Here is a 12957-nt window from a genome sequence, read left to right on the forward strand (position 1 = left end):
CGAGCATGGAATCCATCGCATCCTACATCGTGAACACGAAATCCTCTCGGGTACGTAAATTCAGCCGCAATGGTTCGCAAGTTCTACTGTGATCCACGTCACATAATCAAGTCGGCATGCGTGATGAACTACGGCCCCACCAGCACGTATCACCTTCGAAGGCAGCTCGATCGCGGGGAGGAACGGGCACTATGCGTCACCGGTTGGGCACGCTGGGGCAGCATGCAGCGCTGTTTGCCGTCTCATCTGTCGTATTTCTCGGAGCTTTCATCGGAGCAGTTCCGGCGAATGCGCAGTCGACTGACGTGCAACCCTCAGAACGCTCTTTCATGGTATCTCTGCGCCAAGCGAACTCGTGGCTGATACCAGTCAGCAAAGAAGCTCCAGCGCGCACGACGAATGCGGGGATCAGCAACGCCGGAAGGGACATCTTCGAAGGCCACTCCCGACTCGACGTCGATCTTCTCAAAGCCGCCCTCGAACTCGGCATCGTCCTGCCGAACGATGTGAGCAGTGAACACCAGTCACTCATCAACGAGATGGCCGAACGCACCGGGGACAACCACGACCGCGCCTACGCGACGATCGTGCGGCAGACCCAGGGCGGCCTTCTCGTAATGGCGACACAAACGCGCGCCACGACGCAGAACACCACAATTCGAACGCTCGCTCACCAAACCCTGCAAATGCTCGTCCGCACGATGACGGTCCTCGAGAACACCGGACTGGTCGACCCGTCCGCCCTCGAATTGGTGACGGCCAAGGCACAGGTGAACGCGGTTCGCGTCATCGGCCAGAACATCGAACCGTCGGACCGGGAATTGCTCGTGCTGCTCACCCAGCATTCGCTTTGGCAGAAACCGGCGAGCCGCGAGAGCTCCGATCGAGCCAGGGACGCGAAGGTCCGCAAGGTCGCCGGCCAGCTCGCGGCCGAGCACACCCAGCTCGTCTCGGCGGTCACCGAGGCGGCCGGCCAGATCGGGGTGGACCTCCCGACCGAACCGACGACGGAGCAGAAGTCGTGGGCGAACGCGATCACGAACAGCTCGGGCGAGGAGCTCGACCGCATGTACGCGAACCTGTCGCGCGCCGCCGACGGCTCGCTGATCATCCAGGTCGCTCAGGCACGCGCGACGACCAAGAGCGTCCCCGCGCGCGTCGCCGCACAAACCGGTCTGACACTCCTCCTCAAGCACATGCTGCTGCTGGAGGGCACGGGCCTGGTGAAGGCCAACTCGCTCTTGATGACCGACATCCCGCCCATGGCTCAGACCAAGTCCAACAACAGCCCGCCCCCACAGCCCGACGACTCGTCCACGAGCATCGGCTTCATCACCGGCATCATCGTCCTCGTCGTCGCCGGCGCGGGCACCCTCTGGCTGGTCCGAGCCATCGGCCACCACGGCGAACACCGCCGCTAGCCCCACCGATATATCGGCTGCGCCGCCCTCGCCAACCGATATATCACCGCCCGGCGGGCCGTCCGCCAGCCCGCCGGGCCCACCTCCCCGACCCCTAGCAATGAGTCTTTTGCGGACGAAGTCCAAAGTCTCGTTGCTAAGGCGCAGGTCAGCGAGGTGGAAGGTTGACATAATCAGCGTTGAAGGCGGAACGTGCCGAGAACCTCAACGTGGCTGGCTCCGGCGGTGTTTCCGGCCGTGCGGATGTCGCGGACGACGGCGACGTGGTCGGCGTCGGGCGGAGTGGGCACGACGACCGTCAGGATGCGCGTGGCCTCCGAGGTGATATATGGATCTTGGGGGAACGTTTCGACGTTGCTGCCGAGGCCCGCCCACACCGGGACACGGCTGACGACGCGGCCGTCGCGGTTGCGCACCTCGACGTGGTCGCCGGCTTGATCATCGCGGAAGAGTCCGACGGACACGTTCACCGGATGCTGCTCGAGCAGCCGGACGCCGTCAGCGGTGAACTCGAAGATCAGGCGGACGGATCTGGTCACCGGAACGTCGGTCATGGTGCGCGCCTCCAACAAGGCCTGGCAGGGATCCCTTGTATGAGGCATCGGTGGAGCGGCTATGTACGTGTCGACATTTGTGCCGTGTCCACCCGTTCGACGGCATGCGCCTCGGTGAGATCGACCGCCTCCCACTTGCCGACGAGCCGGTCGATCACCGCGGCCGGCACCGGTTCCGGACGGGCGCGGTTGCGGGCGTGGATCACGGCCTGCGGAGCTTCGAGCCCGATCAGCGTGATCCGGGCGCGGTAGTCCGCGGCGAGTCCGATGCAGCGGTCGCGCAGCTGGCGGGAGATGTTGGTCGCGTTCCAGACGAACCGCTCCCCCGCTCTCAGCAGGACCCGCGCCTCTTCGAAAGCTGCGGCCGCCACCGCACGTTGGTCGCCGTCGGGCGCGATGCCCAGGCGTTCGCGGACCGAGTCGAGGCTCACCACCGGCCAGCCCGGCCGATGACTGGCGATCCAGTGGTCCTTGCCGACACCTGGCAACCCGGACAGCACCGTCACCTCGACGCGGGTGTCGTCGTAGGCGGCGTAGTTCGGGTCGCGGCCAGGTGTGCGGAAGTACTGGAAGCGTGCGTGGTCGGACGGGAAGAGCCGCGGGCGGTCGAGGCAGTCGCGTTCGCGGCAGTACTCCTCGAACAGGGCGATGTTCTCGAGCACGGACTCGGTGTCGCCGCAGATCCGCCCGAGGATGTCGGCACGGGCGAGCGTGGCCAGGTCGTCGTTCCGGGCGACCAGGCTCACCCGGAACGCGATCTGGTCGAGGTCTGGTCGTTCCAGCGCCCAGAGCGGCACCTGGTGGTGCCGCACCAGCGCGGCGACGTGCTCGCGCCAGGCGATCGGACGGCCCATCTCCCACAACAGCTTGCGCGCCAACAGGTCTCCGGCGCGGGAGTGGCCGTGTGCGGTGATGCGGCCGTCCTCGATCTGGGTGCGGAAGGGCTTCGCCACGTCGTGCAGCAGGACCGTCGCGAACAAGCGCACGCGGTCGGGCTCTGGGCGTGCGCGCCACTCCGGTAGTGCGACGAGCGCCTCGCAGGCCATCCGGGTGTGCGTGGCGACGTCGCCTTCCGCGTGGTGGATCGGATCCTGCGGGACGCCTTCCAATGCGCGCACCCAGGGGAACGCCGAGCGAACGGCGTCCCAGTCAAGAGTCCACTGTGGACCGACTGGGCAGAGCTCCTCAAACACGGGACACCACCCGGTTCGGGAGGATCGGGCGGTCCTGCCAGTGGCTGCCCGAGTCCAGCACGGCCGTGAGGAACGTCGGGCGCACCCACTTGTAGCGCTCGACCGTGCGGCCGTCCTCCTCCACCTTGATGTAGAGGCCTTCCATGTGGTCGTCGGAATCCGTCTCCGCGACAACGACTTCCGGGTCCTGCCCCGCCGCGCGCGCCGCCTCGACCAGCGCGTCGCGCCACGCCGGCGTGCGGCAGGTGGACGGGCCGATCAGCGCGGTCAAGTCCTTCAACGTCCGCAGCGGACCCTCGTGCAGCACCGGCACGGAGACCACCGGCGTGCCGTCGAGCAGGCGGCGGCGTTCCGGCGTGGACAGGAAGTCGCCGGTCTCGCGGTCGAGCAGGTCGAACTCGCAGAAGTGCTGCGGCAACGCGTCGTAGAACACGGTGTGCTTGGCGTACAACCATTCCCCGTAGAGGACGTAGCGCGTGCCGAGCCTCTCCCAGAGCACGCTCTGGTGCGTCGCGGCCCACGCCTTCAACGGCGCGAACTGGCGTTCACGAGGTCCGCCGGTCAGGAAGTGGCCGCGTGACTGCAACTTCAGCGTGCCGGCGGAGTCGAAGCTGATGCCCGCGTTGGCGCCGTCGAGCTTCTCCTCGACGACCAGATGCCGTCCCGCGATCGCGCGGAACGGCACCTGGTCGAGGTCCTCGTCGCCCGGTTGCAGGCGCGAGCCCTCGAGGTGGGGCGTTCGCGGATACTTGCGCAACATGCCCCGATTTGTAACCCGTCCGGGCGCCCGCTCGCGAACGGTTTACGCCTTGCCGACGAACGCGGCCTTGTCGGAGTTGAACGTCGGTTCGAACACGAGCTGCATCTCACCGGGCTGCGCGCCGACGGAGTACGCCGCTTCGTAGGTGTAGGTCTTGCCGGGCAACACGGTCGCCGACTCGAACCCACCGCCGCAGCCACCGCCGGTGTCGAACACCCGCTCTGCCTTCTGCCCGTTGAACTGCGCGTCGTCGCCCATCGACAGCAACGCGGTCTCGAACGCGGCGCCCGTGCCGTTGGTGATGGTGACCTTGAACTTCACCGCGCGGGCGATGTTCTGCGGTGACGCGTACTGGCCCGGCGTGCACGCGACGGGCGCTTCGACGTCGACCGAGAGGCCGTTCGCCCACGTGTGACGCTCGCCCCAGGTCGGTGACTGCACGAGAGCCTCCTGCTTCGGCGTGTCGCCCGCCTGTCCCTCGTTGAGGATCTTGTCGAGCTCCTCGACCGCGGCCTTCTGCGCCACCACGGTGAAGGCGATCGCCGCGACACAAAGGACAACGCCGACCGCCGCAAGGATCTTGCGCGTGCCGAACAACGCGATGACGCCGAGCACGAGACCGACGAACGCGGCGATCGCGGTGAGGTTGTTGAAGATGATGATCGGCGAGCCGACGACGCCGACGATCCCGAGGATCAACGCCGTCCACGCGAGCGCACCGAACCGCGCGGGCTTGTGCGGTGCGACCGGTGGAGGGGCGTAGACGGGCTGCGTCGGAAAGGTCATCACGGCTCCTCGCGGTTGCGATGTGTGACCACGACGTCGATTGGTCCGCTTGGCCTGTTAGCGCACCACCACATCGTCACTCGATCGAGTTACGAGCCGCCCATCAGCCGACTTCCGAAGGTAGCGAGACAACTACGATCCGTACAGGCTTGGCGCTGGATGCCATCCCTGTGAAAGGACCCTGCACATGGCACGACGACTCGTCGTTTCCCTGCTCGCGGCGATCGCCGCACTCGGTGTGACGACGGCACCCGCACAGGCCGCCGTCGACTTCACCGGAATCGTGGCTCTCAACAACTGTTCCGGTTCCCTCGTCCGGTTGCCGAACTCAGCACCTGCGGACAAGGCGCTCGTGCTCACGAACGGGCACTGCGTCGAGCTCATGAAGGCTGGCCAGGTGATCGTCAACCGGTCGGTCTCGCGCAGCTTCAGCCTGCTCAACAGCTCTGGCTCGAAAATCGCGACCCTGACTGGCACGAAACTCGTCTACGCGACGATGACCGGCACCGACGCCGCGTTCTACCAGCTCAACACGACCTATGGGCAGATCCAGCAGCAGTACGGCAGCCGTGCGCTGGAACTGTCGGCGTCGCACCCCGTGGCCAAGACCGACATCCGCGTCGTCTCCGGCTACTGGAAGCGGATCTACTCCTGCCAGATCGACGGCTTCGTGCACCAGCTCAAGGAAGCCGACTGGACCTGGCGCGACTCGCTGCGCTACACGTCGTCGTGCAACACCATCGGCGGCACCTCGGGTTCGCCGGTCGTCGACAACGCGAGCGGCAAGGTCGTCGGCGTCAACAACACCGGCAACGAAAGCGGCGGCCGCTGCACGATGAACAACCCGTGCGAGGTCGACGCCGCCGGCCGGATCACCGTCCGCAAGGGCATCAACTACGGCCAGCAGACGTTCGACTTCGTACCCTGCTTCGGTCCCGGCACGACGCTGAACCTGTCGTTGCCCGGCTGCAAGGTCGCGAAGCCGTAGGACATGGCGAAAGCCGGGGCGCCCCTGCTGCGCCCCGGCTTTCTGCTTCTACTAACGCGCCGCACGGACAATCAGGTCGGCCACAGTTGCCGGCTGAGACACGGCCACCGAGTGCGAGGCGTCGGCGACCTCGACGACGGCGCGGGCGTGAGCGCGCTCGGCCATCCACTTCTGGGCCGCGATCGGAATGTTCTTGTCCTTGCCCGCCACCACGAAGTACGACGGGATGTTGTGCCACGCGGGCTCACCGGCCTTCTCGGTCAGCGCGGTGTCGTTGACCGGGCGCTGCGTCGCCGCTGCCAGCGTCGCCTCCTTGCGGGACACGTCGGCGGCGAACTGCTGCCAGTACTTGTCCTGCTGGATCACCAGGTCGTTGGTGCCGTCACCGAGATCGATGGCCTGCAGCGTGTCGCCGAGGGTGCCGCCGGGGAACTTGTTCGACAGGTCGAGCGCGCTCTCACCCTTCTCCGGTGCGAACGCCGCGACGTAGACGAGCGACTTCACGTTCGGGTTGCCGAGCGCAGCCTCGGACTGGACCATGCCGCCGTAGGAGTGGCCGGCGAGCACGATCGGCCCCTCGATCGAGGCGAGCACCTTGCGCAGGTAGCTCGCGTCACCGGTGAGCGACCGCAGCGGGTTCGCCACCGCGACGACCGGGAATCCCTTGCGCTGTAGGCGCTCCACGACACCGTTCCAACTGGACGCATCCGCGAACGCGCCGTGCACCAGCACGATGGTCGGCTTCTTGGCGCCGGACTTCTCGGTCTCGTCCGAGGCACCCGCACCCGACGGGACAACCGCAGCCAGCGCCAGCAGGGACCCAAGAACGGCGAACACCTTACGAACTCGCATTGCTCTCTCACTCTCTCGTCGGCTGTGCATCGTGCTCGATTAGGTCGTGCACGATGTAAGTTACCCGACAAGTTACCTCGTACGCGATGTAATTCAGCTCACTAGCGCTCGGCGCCGTGCTTGACCCGGTGCAACGCCTTGCGCAGGACGGTGATCTCGTCGTCGGTCATGCCGAGCGCCTCACCGAGCTGGCTGGTCATCTCGCTGCCGATCCACCGCAGGTCACGGCCCTTGTCGGTGAGCTGGACGAGCACGGACCGCTCGTCGTCCGGATGCGTGACGCGCACGAGCAGCCCGCTCTTCTCCAGCCGCTTGATCAACGGTGACAAGGTGCTGTACTCGAGGTCGAGCTCCTGGACGAGCTCCCGGATCGGCCGCGAGTCGCGCTCCCACAGCAGCAGCATCACCAGGAACTGCGGGTAGGTGATGCCGGCCTTGTCCAAGATCGGGCGGTAGAAGCCCGTGACTGCTCGCGACGTCGTGTAGAGGTCGAAGCAGAGCAGGTCGGAGACCGTGGGGGTGGACGCAGACGGTGCGTCGGGAGTGGTGCTCACACCAGCCAGACTACTCGTGCACGATGTAATCACGCGACGTAGTCAGCCGCTACGGCCAGGGAAGCACGGTGAGCTCGGGCCACTGTTCGCGCCATCGCCGTGTCTTCGTCTCGTAGACGCTGCGCGGGGCGAGCACGGGGTTGGGGCGAACGACGAGGTTGAACACGTCGGCCAAGCCGTGCGGCGCGTAGATGCGCCACTTGCCGGTGCTGTCGACCCGCACGCCCAGACAGCAGGTCGTCGCCGCGAACGAGTCGATGGCCGCTTCGGTCGAGATGTACGGCGGGCAGGGAACGCCGAAGTGGTCGGAGTACCACAGGTGCACACGTGCCTCGTTGCGGATCTCGACCACCGCGGGCAGGTCGCCGAAGGCGCGTTCGCCTGCCTCGATGACCTCGTTCTCGGCGTCCCAGCCGAGATCGGAGTCGTCGAAGTAGAACAGGTCGTAGTCCCTGATGCCCTCGCTCGGCGGACGGCCGGTGACCACGTTCCACACGGTCTGGAACAGGCACCCGGCCGTCAGGTACCAGCCGGGGAGGTCGAGTTTCGCGGCGCGGTCCAAGACCTCCATCAGCAACTCGTTGCGGGCAAGGGTCGCTCGCAGTGCGTCCAGCTGTTCGTCCACCGGGAGGCGGCCGATCGGCAAGCCCGGCAACGGCTTCACGACCAGGGCTCATCCAGGGCCGAGGCCTCGTCGCCGGCCGCGCGGAGCTCGTCGCGGACCACGCGGTAGGCGAGGCCTTCGGCGTAACCCTTGCGCGCCAACGCACCCACCAGGCGGCGGATCTTGGTCGTCTCGTCCACACCGGACAGCGTGCGGAGGCGTTTGCGGACCAGTTCGCGGGCCCGTTCTTCCTCCGCCTCGCTGTCGACCGCGGCCACGGCTTCGGCGACCACGTCGTCGGCCACGCCCTTGCGGCGGAGCTCCACGGCCAGGGCTCGGCGGCCCAGGCCGTTGTAGGTGTGGCGGGAGCGCACCCACATCTCGGCGAACTGGGCGTCGTCGATCAGGCCGGCGCGGTCGAACTTGCCGAGCACGACCTCTGCCACGCCGGCACTGATTCCCTTGCGCAGCAACGCGTCGTACAGCTCTTGCCGGGATCGGGCGCGAGCGGTGAGCAGCGCGTAGCAGATGTCGCGTGCTTTGCGCTGCTCCTCAGCCTCGTCCAATCTCTGCCTGTCCTCTTAGAACTCGACCGGCGCGGCAGGGGCGGCATCGTCGGCGTCGAGGGTGGCGCCGATGCCCAGCTTGTCCTTGATGCGCTTCTCGACCTCGTTCGCGATGTCCGGGTTGTCCAGCAGGAACTTGCGGGCGTTCTCCTTGCCCTGGCCCAGCTGGTCGCCCTCGTAGGTGTACCAGGCACCGGACTTGCGCAGGATGCCCTGGTCGACGCCCATGTCGATGAGCGAGCCCTCGCGGCTGATGCCCTTGCCGTAGAGGATGTCGAACTCGGCCTGCTTGAACGGCGGCGCGACCTTGTTCTTCACGACCTTGACCCTGGTGCGGTTGCCGACGGGCTCGCCGCCGTCCTTCAGGGTCTCGATGCGGCGCACGTCCAGACGCACGGAGGCGTAGAACTTCAGCGCCTTACCACCGGTCGTGGTCTCCGGGGAGCCGAACATCACGCCGATCTTCTCGCGCAGCTGGTTGATGAAGATCGCGGTGGTGTTGGACGCGTTGAGCGCACCGGTGATCTTGCGCAGCGCCTGGCTCATCAGGCGGGCCTGCAGACCGACGTGGTTGTCACCCATCTCGCCCTCGATCTCGGCGCGCGGCACGAGGGCGGCGACCGAGTCGATGACCAGGATGTCGAGCGCGCCGGAGCGGACCAGCATGTCCGCGATCTCGAGCGCCTGCTCACCGGTGTCGGGCTGCGACACCAGCAGCGCGTCGGTGTCGACACCCAGCTTCTTCGCGTACTCGGGGTCGAGCGCGTGCTCCGCGTCGATGAACGCGGCGATGCCACCGTTCTTCTGCGCGTTCGCCACGGCGTGCAGCGCGACGGTGGTCTTACCGGAGGACTCCGGACCGTAGATCTCGACGACACGACCCTTGGGCAGACCACCGATGCCCAGCGCCACGTCCAGCGCGATGGCACCGGTCGGGATGACCTCGATCGGGGCGCGGCCCTCTTCGCCGAGGCGCATCACGGAGCCCTTGCCGAACTGCTTGTCGATCTGCGCCAGGGCCAGCTCGAGCGCCTTGTCCCGGTCGGGTGCTGCGGGTGCCATCTTGGGTCCACCTTTTGTCGTCTGCCGTTGCTTCGTCATGTTGGACCTGACGCTACTGGCGGGGTCTGACAATTTTGCGAAGCCGGGGTCGGAGCCACTCTAGCCGAACACGTGTTCGAGCACACGCGACACTCCGAACAGCCAGCTCAGCGCCGATTTTCGGGAACTTCGAACGCGTTGCAGACCGCGACCCAGACCTCCTTGGCGCTGATTCCTGCCTCCAGCGCCTGGTCCGCGGTGCGGCCGCCGAGCGACGACAGCACGTGGTCGTGGGCGATCATCTCGGCCCTGACCTGGCCGAACTCCCCTGCCATGAGTTTGCGGAACATGGTGATGCGCACCGGAAGACCCTAACGAACAGGCCTGCGCAGCGATGCGAAGAGGCACACGACGAGCAACGGCAGCGCGGTGAACCCGACGATCAGCCCGAGCGCCGCGTACGACCACGCCGTCACGACGATCCCCGACACCGCGCCACCAATGGCGCCACCGACGTTCATCAGCAGATCGGACAGTCCCTGCGCGGCCGGCCGGTCCTCGACCCGCACGGACTCGGTCAGCAACGCCGACCCCGACACCAGCCCCGCCGACCAGCCGAACCCGAGCAGCGCCAGTCCCGCGGCGAGCTGCGGTGCGTCGTGCGACGGCGCCGTCCCCGCGATGCCGGACGCCGCCACCACCAGCGACGCGCCGATCGCGAGCACCGGCACGCGCCCCAGCCGGTCGGCCATCCACCCGAACAGCGGGCTCGCGGCGTACATCGCGGCGACGTGCAGGCTGATCACCACGCCGACCACGCGCAACGACGACCCGGCGTGGTTCATGTGCACCGGCGTCATCGACATCAGCCCGACCATCGCGGTGTGGCACAACATCACTCCAACGAGTGCAAGTCGCGCCATCGACCCGAGCGAGCCCCAGATCTTCAGACCGCCTGGCGAGCCGCCACCGGCGCAGTGCGCGGATTCAACCGGTCGGGTGCTCTTCACGACGACCAGCGGGTCCGGCCGCAGCCCGAACTGGATCACCAGCACGGCCGCGCCGAGCACCAGTGCAGCCAGCAGGAACGGCCCGACCCCCACCGGCAGCCCCAGGGCGCCGGCCATCCGTCCAGCCGGGTCGGCGAGGTTCGGCCCGATGATCGCGCCGATCATGGCGGCCCACACCACACGGGAGAGCTCACGCGCACGACGTTGCGGATCCGCCAAATCCGTAGCGGCATAACGAGCCGCATAGTTCGCGCTGGATGCCCCTCCGAACAGCAGCAGCCCGACCAACAACACTTGCCACAACGCGAAACCCACGGCGACAGCGGCGATCAACGCACCGAGCGCGCCCATGCCGTAGCCGAGGATCAACGCGGGCCGGCGCCCATGCCGTTGCGCCAGCCAGGCGCCGGGTAAGGCGAGCAATGCGGCACCGGCGACGGCCGCGGTCTGCGCGAGCCCGCCCACCGCCTCGGACCCGGACAGCGCCGCGGCGATCAACGTGCTGAACGCGAGGCCGATCGTCACCGCCGCCGACCCCAGGATCTGGGTGCCGGTCAGCACGCGGACGACCTTGCGCTGCACGCGTTCGACCTGCGGCGCGACGGTCACCATGATCGCGATGGTGGCACGCTCGGGCCGCGCGCCGACAGGTCCATCAGGGGCGGTTACTCACCCGGTTGAACGGACTGCTCGAAGAAGTCGGCGACCTCGTCCGGCTTGAGCTCGTCGGCGTTCTCCTCGGCGTTCTTGGTGAGGATGCCGAACATCGGCCGTCCCTTGGCCGTGAACACCAGCACGCCGGTGCCGCTCGACGTGGCCGCGCGGTAGGTGCCCTCCAGCCCGTTGCCGGTCCAGTCGGCCTCGACGCGGTCGGTCTGGAACGACTTCACGATGGTGTTGGCGTTGTTCTCGGCGCCGGTGACGCTGTCGGTGAGGATGTACTGGACCGCGTAGCCGTCGCGGATCGTGCAGCTCACGACCGTGCCCTTGATCTCCTCCATGCCGGTGATCTGCGCGGAATCGGCCTTCTCGCAGCCACCGCCGTCCGGCACGTTGCCCGCGAGCTGGCGCAGGCACTTCGTGAAGCCCTGACCGTCCCGCGCGGTGTCGTCCTTGCACTCGTTCGCGCTGGGCAGGTCCGGGCCGGAGAACGCGAACACCGCGCCGATGACGACGGCCAGCGCCACCACCGCACCGCCGATGCCGAGGAGGACCTTCTTGTTGTCCTTCTTCGGCGGCGCCTGCTGCGGGAAGTTCATCGGGTAGCTGCCGCTGACGTTCGGGTTCGGGTACGGCGAGGTCAGCTGGTAGGTGCCGCTCGCCGAGTACGAACCGCTCACGTTCGGGTTCGGGTACGGCCCGCTCACGTTCGGGTTCGGGTACGCACCGCTGATCACGGGGTTCGGGCCGCTGACGTTCGGGCCGACCGGGTGCGGGCCGGTGACGGCCGGGCTGACCGGCGCGGTCACCACCGTCGGCGGCTCGACGTACTTGGGCTTGTCGTCCTCGGTCTTCAACGTGATCGTCGCGCGGTCCACGACCTGCGCGCCGGACGCAACGATCGTCTCCGGGTGGTCCGGGTTGGTCGGGACGATGCCGACCCTCTCCGCGATGACCTGCGCGACCAGCGGCATCCGGCAGGAACCGCCGACGAGGTAGACGTGCTCGGGCGTGACCCCTGCCTTCTGCACGGTCGTGATGAGGACCTCGGTGCTGCGGATCAGGCTCGGCCGGACCAACGCCTCCAGCTCGGCACGCGTGACGACGACCTTCTCGAACGGCTCCGGCATCAGCACCTCGACCTGAGGCAGCTCGGAGAGGTCCTCCTTGGCCAGGCGCAGCTCCTCGCGCAGGCCGAGCCGGGCGCGGTGGTCGTCCACGGACGTCGGGCGCAGCAACCGCTGCCACCCGGCCGGGTCCTTGTGGGAGACCGCGCGGCCGATGTGCTCGAGCAGCGCCTGGTCGATGTCGAGACCACCGACGTCGCTGAGGCTGCCGTCCGCGAGGATCCGGTGCTGGGAGTCGAGCACGGAGACGTCGAACGTGTCGGCGCCGAAGTCGTAGACCGCGAGCGGGCGGCCACCGCCGAGCGACGCCACCGCGATGGCCTCGGGAACCGGCACGAGCTCGCCGGTCATGCCCGCGAGCCTCGCCGAGGACAGCAGCTTGTTGCGCCTGGACGGCCCCCATTCCGCGGGGAGGGTCAGGCGGATCTCGTCGAGCTGCCCACCTTGCAGCAACGGCGTCACGGCTTCCATCACGCGCGCGTAGATGGCCGCGAGCGCGTCGTTGACCGGCAGGTTCGTCTCGCCGAGCTTGATCGTCGCCTTGTCGATGTGGCGCTTCGGGTTCGGCTCGTAGCGCGACGGGTCCTGGCGCGAACGCCGCTCCGCTTCTCTGCCGACGTGCAGGGTGCCGTCCTCGTCGAGGTAGACGGACGAGGGCATGGTGGGACCTCCGTCCAGATCCACCACACCGTGGTCGGACAGCACCGCAACCGTGTTGGCGGTGCCCAGGTCGACGGACAGGACGCGCACCGTGCTCCCCTCGCAGGACGTACGTGGGTGATCGTGCCACAGCGGGCTTCGGCGGGTGCTCGGACCTGCGCAATCAGAAATTGTCAGACCC

At 67.6% G+C, this 12957-nt stretch carries 14 protein-coding genes; 2 read left to right on the forward strand and 12 right to left on the reverse strand.

What is annotated here, in order from left to right; translation table 11 throughout:
- The first annotated feature begins 203 nt into the window (after positions 1-203).
- Positions 204-1421, forward strand: coding sequence for a DUF4142 domain-containing protein (locus DI276_RS12685; RefSeq protein WP_198680604.1), 1218 nt, complete (start codon positions 204-206; stop codon positions 1419-1421).
- Between the two features lie 173 nt (positions 1422-1594).
- On the opposite strand, the gene DI276_RS12690 is transcribed toward DI276_RS12685, so the two are convergent.
- From DI276_RS12690 to DI276_RS12705, 4 genes are all read right to left on the reverse strand, one after another.
- Positions 1595-1975, reverse strand: a complete 381-nt coding sequence (locus DI276_RS12690) for a hypothetical protein (RefSeq protein WP_112263499.1) — start codon at positions 1973-1975, stop codon at positions 1595-1597.
- A 59-nt stretch (positions 1976-2034) separates the two neighbouring features.
- Positions 2035-3093, reverse strand: coding sequence for an AAA family ATPase (locus DI276_RS12695; protein WP_198680605.1), 1059 nt, complete (start codon positions 3091-3093; stop codon positions 2035-2037).
- 67 nt (positions 3094-3160) lie between these two features.
- On the reverse strand, positions 3161-3928 hold the full coding sequence (locus DI276_RS12700; protein WP_112263501.1) for an RNA ligase family protein: 768 nt from the start codon (positions 3926-3928) through the stop codon (positions 3161-3163).
- 42 nt (positions 3929-3970) lie between these two features.
- Positions 3971-4714, reverse strand: a complete 744-nt coding sequence (locus tag DI276_RS12705) for a hypothetical protein (RefSeq protein ID WP_112263502.1) — start codon at positions 4712-4714, stop codon at positions 3971-3973.
- Between the two features lie 187 nt (positions 4715-4901).
- On the opposite strand from DI276_RS12705, the gene DI276_RS12710 reads away from it, so the two are divergent.
- Entirely contained in the window at positions 4902-5702 is an 801-nt protein-coding gene (locus tag DI276_RS12710) for a S1 family peptidase (RefSeq protein WP_112263503.1), read from the forward strand.
- 51 nt (positions 5703-5753) lie between these two features.
- On the opposite strand, the gene DI276_RS12715 is transcribed toward DI276_RS12710, so the two are convergent.
- The 8 genes from DI276_RS12715 to DI276_RS12750 all read right to left on the reverse strand — a co-directional run bounded on the left by DI276_RS12715 (position 5754) and on the right by DI276_RS12750 (position 12866).
- Positions 5754-6554, reverse strand: a complete 801-nt coding sequence (locus DI276_RS12715) for an alpha/beta fold hydrolase (RefSeq protein ID WP_112263504.1) — start codon at positions 6552-6554, stop codon at positions 5754-5756.
- Positions 6555-6655: 101 nt separating this feature from the next.
- Positions 6656-7108, reverse strand: a complete 453-nt coding sequence (locus tag DI276_RS12720) for a MarR family winged helix-turn-helix transcriptional regulator (RefSeq protein ID WP_112263505.1) — start codon at positions 7106-7108, stop codon at positions 6656-6658.
- 49 nt (positions 7109-7157) lie between these two features.
- Entirely contained in the window at positions 7158-7772 is a 615-nt protein-coding gene (locus DI276_RS12725; RefSeq protein ID WP_232836623.1) for a nucleotidyltransferase family protein, read from the reverse strand.
- A complete protein-coding gene (locus DI276_RS12730) occupies positions 7769-8278 on the reverse strand; it encodes a regulatory protein RecX (protein WP_112263506.1) in 510 nt (169 codons plus the stop codon). The genes DI276_RS12725 and DI276_RS12730 overlap by 4 nt, the downstream gene beginning before the upstream one ends.
- A gap of 15 nt (positions 8279-8293) precedes the next feature.
- Positions 8294-9340: a recombinase RecA gene (gene recA / locus DI276_RS12735; RefSeq protein WP_112263507.1), complete on the reverse strand. Its 1047-nt coding sequence runs from the start codon at positions 9338-9340 to the stop codon at positions 8294-8296.
- A gap of 146 nt (positions 9341-9486) precedes the next feature.
- Entirely contained in the window at positions 9487-9681 is a 195-nt protein-coding gene (locus DI276_RS12740; RefSeq protein ID WP_112263508.1) for a DUF3046 domain-containing protein, read from the reverse strand.
- Between the two features lie 9 nt (positions 9682-9690).
- Positions 9691-10941: an MFS transporter gene (locus DI276_RS12745; protein WP_112263509.1), complete on the reverse strand. Its 1251-nt coding sequence runs from the start codon at positions 10939-10941 to the stop codon at positions 9691-9693.
- 53 nt (positions 10942-10994) lie between these two features.
- Positions 10995-12866: an Hsp70 family protein gene (locus DI276_RS12750; protein ID WP_112263510.1), complete on the reverse strand. Its 1872-nt coding sequence runs from the start codon at positions 12864-12866 to the stop codon at positions 10995-10997.
- Positions 12867-12957 lie beyond the last annotated feature (91 nt).

Source organism: Lentzea terrae (assembly GCF_003265345.1).
GTDB lineage: Bacteria > Actinomycetota > Actinomycetes > Mycobacteriales > Pseudonocardiaceae > Lentzea > Lentzea terrae.

Coding starts and splice junctions, on each gene's coding strand:
- DI276_RS12690 (WP_112263499.1), bottom strand. CDS start 1,975: ATGACCGACGTTCCGGTGACCAGATCCGTCCGCCTGATCTTCGAGTTC.
- DI276_RS12700 (WP_112263501.1), bottom strand. CDS start 3,928: ATGTTGCGCAAGTATCCGCGAACGCCCCACCTCGAGGGCTCGCGCCTG.
- DI276_RS12705 (WP_112263502.1), bottom strand. CDS start 4,714: ATGACCTTTCCGACGCAGCCCGTCTACGCCCCTCCACCGGTCGCACCG.
- DI276_RS12710 (WP_112263503.1), top strand. CDS start 4,902: ATGGCACGACGACTCGTCGTTTCCCTGCTCGCGGCGATCGCCGCACTC.
- DI276_RS12715 (WP_112263504.1), bottom strand. CDS start 6,554: ATGCGAGTTCGTAAGGTGTTCGCCGTTCTTGGGTCCCTGCTGGCGCTG.
- recA (WP_112263507.1), bottom strand. CDS start 9,340: ATGGCACCCGCAGCACCCGACCGGGACAAGGCGCTCGAGCTGGCCCTG.
- DI276_RS12745 (WP_112263509.1), bottom strand. CDS start 10,941: ATGGTGACCGTCGCGCCGCAGGTCGAACGCGTGCAGCGCAAGGTCGTC.